This is a genomic window from Gemmiger gallinarum (genome assembly GCF_014982805.1).
GTDB lineage: Bacteria > Bacillota > Clostridia > Oscillospirales > Ruminococcaceae > Gemmiger > Gemmiger gallinarum.
Genome location: NZ_JADCKC010000001.1, coordinates 480499 through 496806, shown reverse-complemented (window position 1 = coordinate 496806; position 16308 = coordinate 480499). Strand labels below are relative to the sequence as shown.

The window sequence follows — 16308 nt, the reverse complement described above, 5'->3', positions numbered from 1 at the left end:
CGCTTGGGTTTATGTTAGTTTGCGTGACGTTTGGACAACAGGCATATCGTCTCGAGCGTTGTCCCAGATTCCAAGGGTAACTCTTTCACTTCCTGCCCATTCACAGGAACCGGGAAATTGAACACCATGTTCCTAATCCAGTTTCCGTCTTTCTGCTTTTCTGGATACAGGTCAATTCGTTCAATGAACGCTCTCATAAACTCTTTTTGCTCAATTTCCGTGGCAGCACCGTATACTTCATCGAAGGCCAGCAGAAGTTGGTAAATATTTTCGCCGGAGATTTTCTCCTGACGGATACTCTGAATCTGGCTTTTTACTTCATCTATCTGTGTCTCGATTTCTTCTATTCTACCATACTGTTCGTCATATCGCCGCTGTAAATCCAAAATTTTTCTGTCGAAATAAGGATCGTTGATATCCAGCGTGTCCATCTGACGCTCCAGCCTTGATTTGATGCCCAGAGTCTGTCGGAGCTGTGCCTGGAGCGTGGTAAGCTGTTTTTCCAAATCCCCAGTATCCACAGATGAACCTATTTTCTCCTTGATAGCTTTGGAAAAATGCGGGTCATTGACCATTGCCGAAATGATTGCCGCAACCATGCGGTTCATTTCTTTCTGTTCAATGTTCACGCGGAAGGTGCATTTGTGACCAGTTGCTCCCAACGTGTTTTTGCAGTAATAGTAATAGCGGGTTTTCTTGTCTTTGCTGTGCGCCTTTGCAATGTTCCCATAAAGGCTTTTGCCGCAACAGGGGCATTTCAGGATACCGGACAAGATATGCGCGTGTTCCGGGTCAGTTACTTTTTCTCGCCTAAAAGCATTGACCTTTCGTTTCTCCTGTGCCAAGTGCCAATCTTCTTCCGAAATGATTGCCTCATGCTGACCTTCGTAGATTGGGAACTCATCCTGTTCGACCACGTGCATCTCATTTCTTGTTCCAAGCTTCTTTTCTGTTCTGCGTCTACCGTAGGCAATCTTTCCCATATAAACGGGATTGTCCAGTATATCCTTCACAAAGGCAGAAGAAAAGCCTGGAATAGTACCGTTCTGACGGATTTTCTTTTTGTATCCATGATCATTCAAATATTTTGCCACACCGTTGATACCATCGTTGGTATGGATATATCTGTCGTAAATGAGCCTTACCACTTCTACCTCATCTTCGGCAATTTCCAGTTTACCATCCACTAATTTGTAGCCATAAGGGGCAAATCCGCCGTTCCACTTTCCCTCCCGGGCTTTCTGTTCACGGCCCGCCATTGTCTGCGTCCGAATGTTTTCACGTTCAATTTCCGCCACAGCAGAGAGGACAGAAATCATCAGCTTGCCGGAATCTTTGGAGGAATCAATACCATCCTCCACACAAATCAGGTTGACGCCAAAATCCTGCATCAGCTGTAAGGAGTTGAGCACATCCGCTGCATTTCGGCCAAAGCGGGATAGTTTGTATACCAGCACAAACGAAATATCGTCCTTGCCCGCTTGGATATCACTCAACATCCGCTGGAACTCCAGTCGTCCCTGAATGTTCTTGCCGGAAAAGCCTTCATCAGAATACTCCCCAACAATGGTCATATCTTCATACTCGGCATACTTCCGCAGCTTGTCCTTCTGGGCGTCCAGACTGTATCCATCCACCTGCATGGAAGTGGAAACTCTCGTGTAGATATAGCACTTAGTTCGTCTTTTCATGGCTGGAACTCCTTTCTCCGGCGTGTTTCTGTTCAGTCGGTGATTTTATCAATCCCTCATTGCGGATGTAATACTCCAAAAGACGCAGGACATATTCTGGCGCATGGCGGTTATCCAGTTCCCATTCTGTTACTGTCCGATAGGGGATATTAAAAAAATTGCAAAAGTCCTTACGGTTCATACCTGTCATTTCCCGCAGTTCTTTTATTTTGGTTTTGCAGTCCATCGCATCATCTCCATAAACAAAAAAACACACGTTGTGTAATTATTATAGCATCGGCCCAATAATTACGCAACGTGTAAATTATAGCTTTTAAGCAGCGTCAGCAAAAGAACTGATTTGCTTCGTATCTGGCTGTTTCTGCAAAGAAACAGGAGTAGCCGTCTGGTGCTGTTCCAAAACCTGTTTCCCATATTTCAGCATCAACTTTGTCATTACATCAATGCAGCGGTCAAACGCCGCATTATATTTCGGATCATCATAGATTTTGCTCAATAGGCCGCTCCTTTCTCCCGTGACCACCACGGGTATACGCATCCAAAACTTCTTTAGGAATGCTATCCAACACAGCAACGGCGTCTGCATAGTCCCGCTGCAGCTTGGCATCGGCCAGCTGCTTCAAAGTGCTTTCCTGGGTCGCTTTTTCCAGAGATTGCTCCAGCTGAGCATTCTCCTGTTTCAGCTTTTTGTTCTCCCCGGTGGTTTCCGTAAATGCCACCTGATATTTCTTCATGAGGTTGTACATCCGCTCCACAGCCGGGATATACTGATCCATAAAAGCTGCAATCTCGGCAGCTCTGCTTTTTGCGTTAAAGACTCCAATGCCGGCCAACAGTTCCTCCAGCTTGGCTTTTTGCTTGGTCAATCGGGTCATCTCTTTGAACACTCTGGGTGGAATGTGGTCACGTCCGGTTTGGCTGGCACTTTCCCCACGCTCCAGGTCGGGATATTTCCGCACCATATGTTCCCAGAACTTGTCCTGCCACTGGGTCAGCTTTTTCTTATTTCCCACGATCTCCTTGGCGCTGAGCCTGCCATCCGCAGTCAGAGGGACAAAAGAAAGGTGCATATGGGGCGTTTTCTCGTCCATATGCACCACAGCTGATATGATTGTTTTGGGGTCTTGGTTTTGCTGGAGAAAGGTCAGCGCCTCTTGAAAATAGGCTCTGATCGCAGATTTTTTCTTTCCCTGAAAGAACTCCGGTGTGGCAGTTACCAGGGCTTCCACTACCCGAACACTATCTGACCGGGTACGGCAACCGACTTCTTTGATCTGCCGCTCCGCTTCCGCACGATATTTTCCTTTTGGTTCGATCAGATGAAAATTGTTCTTGCTCCTGCTGATGTCCACATCTGGATTACTGGCGTATTTCTCTTTGGTGCGTTCGTTGTGGGCTTCAATGTTCCCGATCTCCGGCCCCTTGTACTTGGCAAAGCGGAGAATGGCATATTGAGGTCTGCTCATCGTTTTCTCTCCTTTTTCAACTGCTTAGATTGTTATAAAAGCAAGAACACGGTTAACCAAAGCGTACGTACAAGGCTCAGCGCCGCCATTCCTCCGGCACATCTTCCGGTACGTACGTACGCATCGAATCACCGGAAAACACCGACATATTGGTTCTCACCAGTACCTCGATTCCCAGAAAGCCACGCACTCGCCGTCCGGCAGCATTGGTCACATTGTTGCAGTATTCCAGATTGTAACGGCTCTGACAGGCAATCAGGGCTTCGCTGAAGCTGCGCGGTTTCAGGGCGGGCAGATTATTCTCGGTGCAGTAAATCTGGTATGCCTCATACAGCTCTTTGGAGCTGGCAGACATATCGGCTTTCCGGCGAATATACCCGTCTGAATCCAGAAAATCAAAGATATTGTTGTTATCTCGTTTGACGGCCTCCCGATTGTCTTTTGTGCGCTGGCTCTCGGTAAACTTGAAATTGTTGGCGGTCAGCCGCTGCAATCCCTCAAAAGCCCACAGCAGAATGCCCTCCACCTCGGCTTTCATCTTCTCCGCAAGGTCAGGATCATCCACACGTCCAGCAGGCTTTTCTTTTGTGGTTAACACCAGCTGGCGGCGGTAAAATCCGTCGCTCCGGTCAAACAGCGCCTGCAAATCTCCGTTGGAGAAGGCCAGCAGCCGGGCGCACATCCATCCCTGATAGCTCTGCTTGCCCTTGCGCTCCAAATCCATCTTGCCCTGGGCGGTCACGATGGACTTTACATAGTTGGTCTGTCGCAAGGCTTCCATTCGCATATCGTCATCCACGCACAGGAGGATATGCTCCAAATCCGCACGAGCAAATCGGTTCTCCGATATTTTCCCAATGCTGCCATCCTTCATATTCACACCGAACAAATGCCCCAGCACGGCACCAATCTGGCTCTTGCCCTCGCCGCCGTTGCCTTTAATCACCATCATCCGCTGTCCCTTATTGCTGGGAATCAGGCAGTAGCCGATATATTCCTGCAAGGTGGGGATGTCCTCCGAGTAGAGCAGGCCATCCAGAAATTTCAGCCAGAGGACAGGTTTCGGGGCGTTGGGGTTATAGGCCATAGGGAAGCGGTTGCGGACGATTTCAGGTTTTCCCGCCACAAAGGTCCCGTCCAGAAAGAGTGTCCCGTTGGAAAGATGAATCAGGTCCGGTTCCGGAGGAAAATCCTCCTCCAGCGCCGCCAGTTTCATCAGTTCCACAATGTTGCTGATTTTGCGGGGAATGTTGCTGACCGCACAGCATTTCAGCTCATCAAAAATCTCTCCCCGCAGGGGCAGTTCATCGGTCACACGGCCTTCGGGTGTGAAAAAAGCCCCGTTTGTGAAGATGATCTTGTGTGTCTGCAAGAACTCCTCACAAAACAGGGCTTCGTTGATGTTTTTTCCATCGAACCAGACGGGCATCCCGTCAGGCTGCTTGTTTTTCTTCATGGGTAACTTCCTCCTTTTTCAATCTCTCCAATCGTTCTTCCAAACCGGCGATCAGGCCATCTTTGTTCAGCATTTCTACGATTTTTACCCGCTGTTCCAGCTCGGCGGCAATGAGCAAATCTGCCAGATACTCCACATAGTCCAGCATCTGGCAGGCTTCCACAAACCGGTCATCCAGAACATCTTCCGGTGTCTTGGGTGTGTACTGCACCTTCCAGCTTTCCAGAAGATGCAGATAATCGCACAATACCCGCAGGCAGTGCACCTCATCCTGACGGTATGCTCTCAGCAGGGGGCGTTCCGGTTTGGGCAGGGCGATTGCCGCTGGTGGCTTGTCCGGGTCAATCCCGAAGTCATGAGCCAGCTTTTTAGCCGCCTCGTAGCTGCTCAGACCAAACAACTTCGCCACAAGGTCGATCACGTCGCCAGTAGCTCCACAGCCAAAACAGTAAAAGTACCTCTCGTTCAGCTTCATGCTGGGATGCCGGTCATCGTGGAAGGGACAACAGGCCATGCCGTTTCGGTTGACTTGCAGCCCATAATAGGCCGCTGCTTCTGGAACACGGACAACTTGTTTTATCAGCTCAAACCATGTCATTACTGCTCACTCCCTTCCGAAAGAAAATCCTGGGTGCCGTTCTTTACCATAGAGCCTCTCTTTCTTGCGCTTCCGGCGCAGTCGTTGTATAATGTTGATATAGTTCCGAAGAAAGTAATCTGGTTTTAGATTACCTTTTCACTAATAGGAGAAATCCAGGGTGTAAAACGGAACCATTTTTGAAAAACCGCAAAATATTTTTTAAAAAGAGGTGGGGTCATGGCGTATCTGTCTGATGATGAGCTTCTGGATACCGAGGGTGGCTTCACCGTATGGGACGATAAAATAGGCGCTGGATCGGTGGAAGAAACGCTGGAACAGGCGCTTGCGGAAGAACGTCTGGCAGAGCTGGGAAGCGAGCTGGAGCAGGACGAGCATCCCGTCGATTATGATGCCGAACTGGAAACCGAGGAAGAAGAAGCCGCCCCGGTCAGCGAAAAGCGGCTGAAATGGGAGATTCGAGCGGAAGCTGTGCGGCGGTTGGAGGAAGCAGCACGCACCGAGAAGGACTTCCAGGTTGTCGTAGGGGAATGGGACAAGCTGGATCGGAACCGGGAGCGCAGGGAGCGGGACCACGAGAATCTCCGTGGAGATGTGCCGCTGGAATATCAGGCAGTGCCTGAGCCGAAACTCATTCCCCGCTGGATGAACACCCCCGCATACCGGCAGCTGATGGTCGGAAACTTTCTGGACATTCTGTTTGACTGCCCCTATGAGATGCACAACCTGACCGCCGATGCCTTTGTTTCCCGCATGGTGGAAGAACTGAGCGAGGAGCACAAGGAAGTCCTGTATTTTCTTTCTTTGCGGCTGTACAGCACTACCCAGCTTGCCGCTGTTCGTGGGCAGTCTGACCGCAATATCCGCAAGCTGCGAAAGACTATTCATAAGAAATTGCAGCGTCAGATGTATGACCACCTGTGCCGAAAACCGGTACATAGACTGACCTTGCGGGAACGTCAGTTTTTAGAGGAATACTCGAAAATTGTAGGGAAACAGGGCAAGGACGCTGTGATCCGGCGAGAAAACAAGAGCAAGCGCAGAAAAAGGAAAAAACGCCCCTGATGACACAGGGACGCTGTAGGGGAGAGGGCATATATGATGAATAATATATTTGAGCAGTCCCGTTCCCACTGGGTGCGGTACGATCATTACGAGCTGAAAACAGCGGAAGATGGCAAACGGTACATCACCCCCGGCAAAAACGCAAAGCCAGATGTCTATAATCCGCTGAAAGAGGCCCCGGGTATTGTTCTGGATGCGCTGAATGTGGGGATGCTAATGATGGGGCGCAAACCGGAGGCTGAAGTGGAAAAAGCAGTGATGGAGTTTGTCACCCGGTATGGACTGCTGGGGCTGATGACCGCCCTGCCCACCACACCGTCCTTTATGGACTATGAGGCAGTGTATCTGCCGAAAAACCATTTCGTCAAGGAAGAATCCTTGGCGACAGACCAATACCTGTCCTTGTTTTATCCCTTTGACCGGCTGGACCTGGTGAAGAAAAACATTGAATCCACATGGAAGGTGTCCGGTGACCGGACAATGGTTGCCCTGACCATGACCTTCATGGATGAGCCGATGGCAAAGAACATGAGCTTCCAGCGAGAGTATGCGGAACGCTACGATTGGGTTGCCCAGCAATTCAAGGACTGGGCTTTCACCCTGACTACATCCATCCTGTACTACAATGATTATAACTCCATTGATGAGGACACCCGTGGGCTGTACCGCAAGGCTATGGCTGCTTTCGGCGGGATCGCCCCCAGCTACCACATTGAGCTGCTGGACAAGCCCACCATTTACTGGGATTTTCACTCCCTGCTGCTGGGCATCCAGATGATGTTCAGCTTTATGCTGGTGGACGATGACCAGCCCCTGCGCCTGTGCAAGCACTGCCAGAAGGTGTTCCTGGGCAGCCGGTCCAATGCAGCCTTCTGCAGCCCACGGTGTAAGAACCAGTACAATGTCTACAAGAACCGTGAAAAGTCCAAGGGGGATGAGGGCTAACGATGGTGTTGTCGTCTCTATTGGAAGTTTAGGGCCAAAAGCACTCCATTTAGGATACCCTTCGCTAGGCGGGATTAAAATCCTTGTATATTTTAAAGATGCCCCAAATGTAAGAATCCCACAGATATCGTTCCGAGCGATATCTGTGGGATTCTTCATACGATTTATCTCAGGATAGCTTGTGAAGTCAGTCTCTAATTTGCATACTGATAATGTCGAGTTCGAATAGCTCGGAATCCGAGTCATAGTTTCCAACTTCTGCTACAACGTGAACATTTAGGCCGGTATATACGCTATCACCACCAGTCACATTCATGTCGTTAAAGTTCACATTTGTCAGATGGAAATAAGGTCCTACTTGATGATTGGCGTCGTAATCTCCAGCTCCAATTAAGACATCGAAGCGAGTTGTATAGTTTTCATGAGTCGAAAGGAAGGTTATGCATCCGTCAAATTCAATTGTTTGTCCAAAATACTGGCTGGCAAAAGAGGCGACGGACGGATCAGCAGGGTCACTTAATTTCAAAAGAGCTGCCAAGTCAGGACAGTTCTCAGCAGTGAGATTCTGTGCCGGTTCAGGTGCAGGAGTTGATTCTTCTGGCACGGATGCGGTCGAGGTTTCGCTTGAAGTGTCCGCGGGTTCGCTCTCTACAGGTTTAGAAGGATCATCTTCTGCCTTCATATGATAGGTGATTACAATCGGAACATCTTTTTTGAAAATTTCATTTTTTTCAAAGTCAGAGCGACCATCAACCGATACATTATCTACCTCGCCCTCTTCTGTCCAACCCAGTACGATGTCATAAAGAATGTTAAAGGACACATTGGTGAATCCTGCATCCGTAAGTTCTTGTTGGACGTCGACGTAATTTTTGTACTTGAAGTCGGAAGCTGCTTGAGGCATTGGTGCCTCGTCATCGCCATGTTCTGCAATCGTTCCCTTTATGGTTTCAACGTCAATTTGTGTACTCATACAGGAAATTTTATACTTGAGCAGCTCATTCTGATGTATATCTATATCTACCGAGCCCATGACTTCGTTGTCATCCGCACTTACAAATTTAATCTTGTAAACGCCTTTGGTCAGCTTTAAGTCATAGGTTTCGGTAGTTCCATGGTTAATAGTCCCTTGCAAAGAATCATCAATATATACATCAACATCATATTTACTAAAGATCAGGTTCTCCACGCATTCGATTTCTAAAGACACCGTATATTCTGGTGCATTTACAGAAATGGAAATAACGCTATTTCCCTGATACGAAACAGAAAGCTGGTATCCATCGCTATTTTTTGCTGAATACGATTTCTCGGATTTAGTGGCATCCACAGTAAATCCCTTGTCGGCACACGCAACCACATAAGCATCAAATTCTTCCATTGGGGTGTCGCTTACATAGGCAGCAAAACCTTTTTCATCATCCTGCGTGATTTCTCCCGTTGTCGATTTAGGGACGGGAAGCAAGCGTGTGATTGTGCTGTCGGGCCACACAAGTGTTCCATATTTCTTAGCAGAATCCACATTGATATTCATTTCGCTGTCATTTTCATCATAATATAGAGACAGTTTATACCCATCAGCATTATAGGCATAGTAGGACGACTCAGACTGCTCCGATTCAACCGTAAATCCCTTTTCCGCACAGGCATCAACATATTTTTTATAGTCTCTTGTGCTGGTTTTATATACATCCAAAGACAGGCATTCATCAGAGTTTGCTAAAATCTCTCCCAAATGAGATTTCGGCTTGGGGATAACATCGGCAAGCAAAATGTCAGACCACGCGAACTTCTCTGCATCTCCATAATCCGCACCAAACAGGCTTACATACGGCACTAAGAGAACCACTGCAAGAATAAGTGCGACAAGATGAAGCCAGTTCTGAGGTATTTTGATGATCTGCCTCTTTATAAGTATCGCAACCACGGTCAAAACGATTTGCAAAATTGCAATAACAGCGGCGGCAGTCTTGCCAAACAAGAATGCTATGAGGCATAACAAGGCAAAAGCAATGATCGCAATTGTAGCAATTTTGCCGTATGTACTCAACTTATGCCATTTTTCCGATGCTTTGCCTTTAATTTTATCTGCCCAATATTTAAGGATATCCGATTTTTGCGCAGCTCCGTTGCCGGATTCTTGCTGTGGAACATCTGGGATAATATCTTCTTCATCCGCCTTGATAGGTGAGGGGGGTGCTACTTCAATTTTGTTACCGCAGTATGAGCAAAATTTTGCGTCATCGGACAGCTCTGCTCCGCACTTCGAACATTTAATCATTTCTCTGTAACCCTTCATTCTTTGGGAATCGGCGGCATCGGGCTGAACAACCCTTTCAGATCATCTACCGCTTTTGCTTTTTCCCACTGTGCCATACCATTTTTCCATACCAGACTATCCCCGGTCAGCTGCCCGTTTGCAGACATCTGCGCAAGTGAAGTCATATCGAACGGCCCAGTGGCTTGCCCGTTGACTGCCACATGATATGCCGCAACAGGAATGGGAGGCGGTACAGTACCTGGTGTTGCCTGCTGATTGATTCCGCCTATCATATTATTCATCGTTCCGGCGATATTCTGTCCAACGGCACCACCGACAGCCATGCTGGCCATCACGGCGGCCATGTTGAAACCTTCTCCACTGCTGCTTAGATTTATATCGCCTGCACCAGTTGTCCCCATCTGGCCTAGAGCCTGCGCGCCAGAAACGCCGACTTCCGCCTGCTTTTCCACTTGAAATGCGCCGATATTTGCCGTCTGCGCCTGCTTGTGCATGGCATACTGGCCTTCTTCACGCTGGATACGCAGACGTTCCACATAATCCTGTGTCTCAGCCTCAACGCGAATCGCAGCAGCATCTCTAGTAACGGCCATTAACTTACGATAGCCTTCACTGGTTTTGTCAATCTCAATGGCGCCAATATCAACGCCAGATACCAGAACTCCGAAGGAGTCTTTCAGTCGTTCGCTGATGTCATACTCTACAGCATCATTGATCTGTGCTGTTTTAGTCTCAATCTGGATGACAGGTATGTTGTTGGCGGCGGGAGCGTTGGCAACGGTGTCTTTTACATAGCGGCATACCACATCCCGAATTTGTTTCTGAAAATCATTCAAGTCAAATGCATTCAGACGGTTGAGCTTGATGAATTCACGGTAGTCCTTAATTTGAAAACTAATGGTACCTCTGACGGCAACAGGTACACCGAAATCTACAAATCTTGGATCATATATATCAAAAAATGGGACGCCAAATTTCACTTGAATGATACGGGCGAGGTTTATGAAGTAGATTTCTGCTTGAAATGGTGTCCCACCGCCATATGCTAATCCCAGCATATTTGCAAGAATAGGGAAATTTTCTGTATCAATCAGGATATCGCAAGGCCCTTCAATACATTCCTGCATTGTTCCGTCGCACTGCGGATAAACGAACACTGCCACCTCGCCCTCTTTGACTCTCAGGGAAGAACCCCAGCGGATCGCATTCTCTCGGCTATTCCTTCCGAGCTGAGATCCAGCTGGATGCCATTTCCAAATCAGATATGATGGTTCATCACAGCGGATTACGTCCATGAAACCGAGTTTGTGGTTATTTCTATTGAACAAGCCCATAAAGGGATCCCTCCTATTCTTTGGGGCTGCCATCCAATGCCTTATTGAACTCGTTGATGCTATTTTGTACCGCTTCTAACCCAGACTGAACGCTTTCGTTAAATCCCTTGCTATTATTTTCACTGTCTGTGGACGAGTTGGTTGACTTTTCAATGCCTGGAGTAGGTGTATATTCTAGCTTTTCTCCGTTTGCGGCTGCTTCTTCCAATACTTTTTCTATCCAGTATTCACGCTTAAGATCCCATTGCCGTTCCATTTCGGCATCATTGCGCTGATAGTCTATAGATTCTGCAATCTTTAAGGCATACGAGTATTCTCCATTATCTAATGCTTGCTGAACATCGAGCACGATGCTATTTAATCGCTCAAGTTCTTCTGCTTCCCATTTCGGAGAAAAAATACCTACAAAAATAATGAGAACAATTAATAATATTGGCATCCATCCGAGAGCCAATAACCATTTAACTACGCCCTTTTTCTTGGCAAGCTTGATTTTCTCTTTACACTTGTCATAAAGCGTTTGGATCTCAGTAAATGTACTGTCTGCAGAATGGCTTCTTTTGGCTTTTTCGTAAACTTGTTGCACTTTTGCAAACCAGGCGGCATTGATTTCCTTTTCTCCCTTGGAGAGAGAGCCGGAAGAAAAAGAATCGTATGCGCTCATATTCATATTAGAGGCGGCAAGAATCATGAATTCAAGCATATCCTCTTTTGAGTTGGGAACAGAAAAACTCTTGATCAAGCTGATTTTTTGCTCATCAGTTTTTGACACTCTCTGCTGTGCTTCCGCCGCAGCAAAAAAGCCGAGTGGCTTTTCATATTCCCGGCCGGATTCAATTGCCTCTAATTTTAAAGCAAATTCTTTCACTGCACTGGAGGCCTTAACGCTGCGCAATTCGTAACCACAAGCTGGGCAGTTCAGTTCGAAGGAGTTTAGTATCTGCCCGCAATTAGGACATTTATGTATGTAGCCTTCATAAACAGTTCGGCGCTCAAACGGATTTTCATTATATGAGTTTTTGCGCCCGCTTTCCTGATATGACAGAATTTCTTCGCCGCAGTGCTTACAAAATCGTGCGCCCTTATCCAATTTCGTTCCGCAAAACGGACAATAGCTAAATTTTTTGGCTTTGTTTGACTTTCCGGGACAGTTCTCGTTTCTAATTTCTGTCATAGTGATATTCCTCTAACCGTACAAATGACCTTAATGTCCGTGCTTACCAGTCGTGATTGCTTTTTATGGCATCGCAAATATCGCCAATATTGCAGTCGAGATATTCACAGATACGCAACAATACAGAAAGTGCCACTTCTTCATTTTTCCGCAGTTTCGTCATGGTTCCTGTGGCAATATTCAGATCTTTTCGAAGCTTTGCTGGTGAGATTTCTTTTTCAATTAATCGTATCCATAGCTTTTTATAACTAATCCGCATAGATCTCACTTTCCCGATTCACTATTGTAGCCCTCTAAAATAAGCATACCTTCATTAGAGTATAAAGTCAATAAAATATCGCTATAAATTAAATTGTATTCGTAACTTCTTGCGAAAAACAAAAACTGCCCGCAGGAAAATCCTGCGGGCAACAGTGCGATCAGTTTCAAACTGGACAAGTGTGCGATCTTACTGGGATTTTCACTCCCTGCTGCTGGGCATCCAGATGATGTTCAACTTTATGCTGGTGGACGATGACCAGCCCCTGCGCCTGTGCAAGCATTGTCAGAAGGTGTTTCTGGGCGGCCGGTCCAATGCGACCTTCTGCAGCCCACGGTGCAAAAACCAGTATAATGTCTACAAGAACCGTGAAAAGTTCAAGGGGGATGAGGACTAAAGTGGGAACTGTCGCTGCGGCGGGACGGGGAATATCCCTTTGCTTCCTTTTTCGGCCAGGCAGATTTTGCCCGCTGTGCAAATCCTGATTCCGTCTGTATCCGTACAAAATCCGCCTGTCCTACTGTCGCCAAAAAGTGTCTGTCAACTGCTATCTGCGCGCACAGCTGATGGCAAAGCCAGACCCTTTCCAGCGTCAGCCGGAAGCAAAGGTATAACACACTAGACTTTCCAAGGGAAAGTCGTGTGCCACGAAACTGCTGGTTTCTTTGGATTCTTCCAGTCAAAGGGGAATGCATCCCCTCTGAACACCCCAGACAAAGGGAAACGCTGTTCCCCTTTGAAATCCCCTTGCCAACAGGGATGCTGCTCGCCCCTATTGAATGACCTAGACTAAAAAGCAAGCAATTCCCTTTGACAATAGGTTACATCAGCCTATCAGATATTTCGAAAAATGTAGTTGAAAAAACACTGTATCAATCAGCATATTTCTTGAAATTCTCAGCTTGCTCCATTACTTTTTCAAAAACCTCTTCGTCCCACTCAGGGGGATATCCGTTCTGATATAGCAAGACGGTCAATTCCATATTGAGTTGATTTTTAATATCATCTCTGGTAGACCAATCAGCAAATTGAGCTTTATCATCAACAAGTTCCTTGATTTTCTTAGCCAATACCACACATTTTTCATCGGCATACGGAAAACCGTGGTCATCTCGCACCTTGACAAGAATGTCATAAAAAGCCTTCTCTTCAAAACTAATTCCCATCTTTTGAAAAGAGGACTGATCTTCTTGCAGATCCCTTAAAATTTGTAGCAGTTGGTCGGACAGATCATTTACAAAATCAGAAACCACCTCGTTGGTAAATACCAACTTATCTCTGCTGTTATAATCATCAACTACTTTGCGGAGACGCTCATCAAACTCCATAGCTTTCACTTTGTTAGTGCGCCCATAAGCGCTAATAGCTTTACGGAGCAATTTCAAGAGTGCATTGAATTTTGTGATCGGAAGTTTTACCGTATTCAGTTGTTCAATAAATTCATCGCTGAACAGGTCAACCGACTTGTGTTCATCTACAACATTTTCAATTCCAGTACAGGCAATAGCCTCGCGAACCATATTTTCTACAACTTGGTTCATCGCTTCGGCGTCAGGGGCATTCCCTTTGGTTTGCTTGTAAATGATAGATCGGATAGCGAGATAAAACTGAGCTTTTGCCGTTTCTTCATCTGTCAGCTCACCAGAGGGGAAGCAGATATTGTAAGCACTTTTCAACCTTCGAGACAATCCCATAAAGCGCGTTTCGGTGTCTTTCCGACTTTGAACGTACTCTGCCGCACTGTTTAAACAATTCAGCCTTTCTAGGGGTTCCCCAGTAAAAAATTTACTTGCATTAAATCCAAGCAGTAAGTCATCAATCATTTTCAAGTGATTGCGAAAAATGCCAATTGTAATATCAAGTTCATCCACTGGACTTTCTTGTGGACCACCATATTTTTTTATGGCTTCCATCATGTCATTCTTGATACCAATATAATCTACAACCAAGCCTTTGTCTTTGCCATCAAAAACACGGTTTACGCGAGAAATTGTTTGGATAAGGGTGTGCTTTTGTAATGGTTTGTCAATGTACATAACAGCCAAAGATGGCACATCGAAACCAGTAATCCACATATCAACAACAACTGCAATTTTGAAATTGGAGTTATCGTTTTTGAACTGTTTGTCCAGCATCTTGCGGTATTCTTTTGTTCCGCAAGCCTCATACAACTCCTTTTCGTCATTAGCCCCTTGTGTCGCAACAAGGTTAATTTTCGGGAGGGGAGACAACTTATCTAGTTGTTCTTTTGTCAGATCATTTTCGTTCTCTGCACGACGTTTTTCTCCCCAGGCAGGACGAATTGCAAGGATATCTTTTAGAAGACGAAATGCTACACCTCGATCGGCACAGACAATCATTGCTTTTTGTACAACGTATGGCTTCTCAGCACAAAGAGCTTCATAGTGCAGGACAATATCCTCAGCCAATTTTTTTAGGCGATCCGGGTGGCCTAGAATAGCCCGCATTCGTGCCATAGCTTTTTGGCTTGCTTCAATTTGCTCGGTCGTAGAACCTTGTTCAGCACAACTTTCGTAATATTTCTGTATTTCTTTGGCCTGTTCCTCTGAAAGAATAACACGCGCCAAACGCGGCTCATATGCAATGCGAACTGTAATGCCATCGTCACTGGATTCTTTCATGGTATAGCTGTCTACCACATCGCCAAAAACGGCTATTGTCTCATCAATTGGTGTTCCTGTAAAGCCACAATATGTAGCATTTGGAAAGCTATCTCGCAAATATTTTGCAAAACCATACGTAGTAAATACGCCCTTCTCTGTCTTTTTCAGCTTCGAACCAACACCAGTTTGAGTACGGTGAGCTTCATCGGAGATACAGATGATGTTGCTCCGAGCAGACAAAAGGCCAATCTTCTCACAAAACTTTTGAATAGAGGTTATATAGACTCCACCGCTAGGTCTATCCTTCAATGTCTCAGCAAGGTCTGCACGAGATTCAATACTCCTCACATCATCTTCGTGGAGGTACTTTTTTGCTGTTGCAAATAGTTCCGCTGTCTGCGTATCCAAATCTTCACGGTCAACGATTATTACAATCGTCGGATTGTTAAAGGCATCAGGATCGCGTAGGGCAATCATCCGCGACAGAAATAGCATAGTATAAGTTTTGCCGCATCCCGTTGCACCAAAATACGTGCCACCCTTGCCATCTCCTTCTGGTCGAAGATGCTGCTTAATATTTTCAAGCATTTTATTGGCTCCGAAAAACTGGGGATAACGACAAACAATAGCCTCGCTTTTCTTGCTATCATCTGGATAAAACACAAAATCACGCAACACACGAAGAATACGCTCTTTTGCAAAAGCCCCTTCAATCATGGTAAATAACGAGCTTACACCGTTTGAAACTTTATCTTGGTCATTGGCTTTATTCCAGGCATAATAGTATGGATAGGGCGTAAAGATACTGCCCATTTTTGTGTTGGCTCCATCGCTGATGACTGATAAGAAGCAATACTTCATCAGTTTTGGAATATCTCGGGTATAGCGAATAGTAATCTGTTCCCAAGCGTCATGGATATTCGCATCCTCATTGATTGCTGACTTAAACTCAAAAATGGCAACCGGGATACCGTTGATAAACACGAGCAAGTCCGGTCTGCGCAGACGCTCGCCCTGGACGGAGTACTGATTCACCACTTTGAAAATGTTATTCTCCGGGTGGTCGAAATCAATGTAATCAATATGAAGTGCCACCTTGCTCAAATCGTCTCGCTGCAGATCAAAGCCTTCATTAACTAGCCAAAAAGCAGCACGGTTTCCCTCATAAAGCGGAGACGCTGGGACGAGAGCCAACTGATTAATGATCTTCTGTGTCTCGGTTTCGCTCAAGCCTTCATGGGCATACTTTTCCTGTAAGAAGGAACGCAGGTCATCTTCCAGCAGAATTTCTTCATACTGCCGGTGGATTTTCTCTCCGTGGACATAGATATATCCTTGCTGCTGGAATATCTCAATGATAGCCGCCTCCAGCTGTGCTTCCGTAAATTGTCCTTTTACAAATTCATAGTCCACGC

General features: G+C 46.3%; 14 protein-coding genes. 3 read left to right on the top strand and 11 right to left on the bottom strand.

The window, feature by feature from the left end; translation table 11 throughout:
- Nucleotides 1-14: 14 nt before the first annotated feature.
- The 6 genes from INF35_RS02460 to INF35_RS02435 form a co-directional block, all read right to left on the bottom strand.
- On the bottom strand, nucleotides 15-1691 hold the full coding sequence (locus INF35_RS02460; protein WP_193499948.1) for a recombinase family protein: 1677 nt from the start codon (nucleotides 1689-1691) through the stop codon (nucleotides 15-17).
- Complete coding sequence (locus INF35_RS02455) at nucleotides 1675-1917, bottom strand: helix-turn-helix domain-containing protein (RefSeq protein WP_193499947.1); 243 nt, start codon at nucleotides 1915-1917, stop codon at nucleotides 1675-1677. Before INF35_RS02455 ends, INF35_RS02460 begins: the two co-directional genes overlap by 17 nt.
- 87 nt (nucleotides 1918-2004) lie before the next feature.
- Entirely contained in the window at nucleotides 2005-2187 is a 183-nt protein-coding gene (locus INF35_RS02450; RefSeq protein WP_193499946.1) for a hypothetical protein, read from the bottom strand.
- Nucleotides 2171-3157: a MobV family relaxase gene (mobV, locus tag INF35_RS02445; RefSeq protein WP_193499945.1), complete on the bottom strand. Its 987-nt coding sequence runs from the start codon at nucleotides 3155-3157 to the stop codon at nucleotides 2171-2173. The genes INF35_RS02450 and mobV overlap by 17 nt, the downstream gene beginning before the upstream one ends.
- 76 nt (nucleotides 3158-3233) lie before the next feature.
- Nucleotides 3234-4613 (bottom strand): DNA primase family protein, encoded by a 1380-nt coding sequence (locus tag INF35_RS02440; RefSeq protein ID WP_193499944.1) that lies wholly within the window; start codon nucleotides 4611-4613, stop codon nucleotides 3234-3236.
- Nucleotides 4591-5211, bottom strand: coding sequence for a CHC2 zinc finger domain-containing protein (locus INF35_RS02435; RefSeq protein WP_193499943.1), 621 nt, complete (start codon nucleotides 5209-5211; stop codon nucleotides 4591-4593). Before INF35_RS02435 ends, INF35_RS02440 begins: the two co-directional genes overlap by 23 nt.
- Before the next feature lie 219 nt (nucleotides 5212-5430).
- Here INF35_RS02435 and INF35_RS02430 point away from each other — a divergent pair, with 219 nt between their 5' ends.
- Entirely contained in the window at nucleotides 5431-6276 is an 846-nt protein-coding gene (locus INF35_RS02430) for a sigma-70 family RNA polymerase sigma factor (protein WP_193499942.1), read from the top strand.
- A gap of 33 nt (nucleotides 6277-6309) precedes the next feature.
- The gene (locus tag INF35_RS02425) at nucleotides 6310-7221 is read left to right on the top strand and encodes a hypothetical protein (protein WP_193499941.1); all 912 of its coding nucleotides are present in this window, start codon (nucleotides 6310-6312) and stop codon (nucleotides 7219-7221) included.
- Nucleotides 7222-7408: 187 nt separating this feature from the next.
- Here the strand turns inward: INF35_RS02425 and INF35_RS02420 are convergent, their stop codons facing one another.
- The 4 genes from INF35_RS02420 to INF35_RS02405 are packed head-to-tail and all read right to left on the bottom strand — an operon-like array spanning nucleotide 7409 to nucleotide 12269.
- Entirely contained in the window at nucleotides 7409-9502 is a 2094-nt protein-coding gene (locus tag INF35_RS02420; protein WP_193500509.1) for a DUF4839 domain-containing protein, read from the bottom strand.
- Nucleotides 9503-9516: 14 nt separating this feature from the next.
- A complete protein-coding gene (locus INF35_RS02415; RefSeq protein WP_193499940.1) occupies nucleotides 9517-10836 on the bottom strand; it encodes an SPFH domain-containing protein in 1320 nt (439 codons plus the stop codon).
- A 13-nt stretch (nucleotides 10837-10849) separates the two neighbouring features.
- Nucleotides 10850-12010, bottom strand: a complete 1161-nt coding sequence (locus tag INF35_RS02410; RefSeq protein WP_193499939.1) for a zinc ribbon domain-containing protein — start codon at nucleotides 12008-12010, stop codon at nucleotides 10850-10852.
- Nucleotides 12011-12053: 43 nt separating this feature from the next.
- Nucleotides 12054-12269: a helix-turn-helix domain-containing protein gene (locus INF35_RS02405; RefSeq protein WP_193499938.1), complete on the bottom strand. Its 216-nt coding sequence runs from the start codon at nucleotides 12267-12269 to the stop codon at nucleotides 12054-12056.
- A gap of 181 nt (nucleotides 12270-12450) precedes the next feature.
- Between INF35_RS02405 and INF35_RS02400 the strand changes: the two genes are divergently transcribed.
- Nucleotides 12451-12666: a hypothetical protein gene (locus INF35_RS02400; protein ID WP_456237416.1), complete on the top strand. Its 216-nt coding sequence runs from the start codon at nucleotides 12451-12453 to the stop codon at nucleotides 12664-12666.
- Nucleotides 12667-13141: 475 nt separating this feature from the next.
- Here the strand turns inward: INF35_RS02400 and INF35_RS02395 are convergent, their stop codons facing one another.
- A complete protein-coding gene (locus INF35_RS02395) occupies nucleotides 13142-16306 on the bottom strand; it encodes a type I restriction endonuclease subunit R (protein WP_193499937.1) in 3165 nt (1054 codons plus the stop codon).
- Nucleotides 16307-16308: the final 2 nt, after the last annotated feature.

Excerpts from the sequence above, each read along its gene's own strand:
- INF35_RS02455 (WP_193499947.1), bottom strand. The coding sequence starts at position 1,917 with ATGGACTGCAAAACCAAAATAAAAGAACTGCGGGAAATGACAGGTATG.
- INF35_RS02440 (WP_193499944.1), bottom strand. The coding sequence starts at position 4,613 with ATGAAGAAAAACAAGCAGCCTGACGGGATGCCCGTCTGGTTCGATGGA.
- INF35_RS02430 (WP_193499942.1), top strand. The coding sequence starts at position 5,431 with ATGGCGTATCTGTCTGATGATGAGCTTCTGGATACCGAGGGTGGCTTC.
- mobV (WP_193499945.1), bottom strand. The coding sequence starts at position 3,157 with ATGAGCAGACCTCAATATGCCATTCTCCGCTTTGCCAAGTACAAGGGG.
- INF35_RS02460 (WP_193499948.1), bottom strand. The coding sequence starts at position 1,691 with ATGAAAAGACGAACTAAGTGCTATATCTACACGAGAGTTTCCACTTCC.
- INF35_RS02435 (WP_193499943.1), bottom strand. The coding sequence starts at position 5,211 with ATGACATGGTTTGAGCTGATAAAACAAGTTGTCCGTGTTCCAGAAGCA.
- INF35_RS02410 (WP_193499939.1), bottom strand. The coding sequence starts at position 12,010 with ATGACAGAAATTAGAAACGAGAACTGTCCCGGAAAGTCAAACAAAGCC.
- INF35_RS02415 (WP_193499940.1), bottom strand. The coding sequence starts at position 10,836 with ATGGGCTTGTTCAATAGAAATAACCACAAACTCGGTTTCATGGACGTA.
- INF35_RS02405 (WP_193499938.1), bottom strand. The coding sequence starts at position 12,269 with ATGCGGATTAGTTATAAAAAGCTATGGATACGATTAATTGAAAAAGAA.
- INF35_RS02420 (WP_193500509.1), bottom strand. The coding sequence starts at position 9,502 with ATGATTAAATGTTCGAAGTGCGGAGCAGAGCTGTCCGATGACGCAAAA.
- INF35_RS02425 (WP_193499941.1), top strand. The coding sequence starts at position 6,310 with ATGATGAATAATATATTTGAGCAGTCCCGTTCCCACTGGGTGCGGTAC.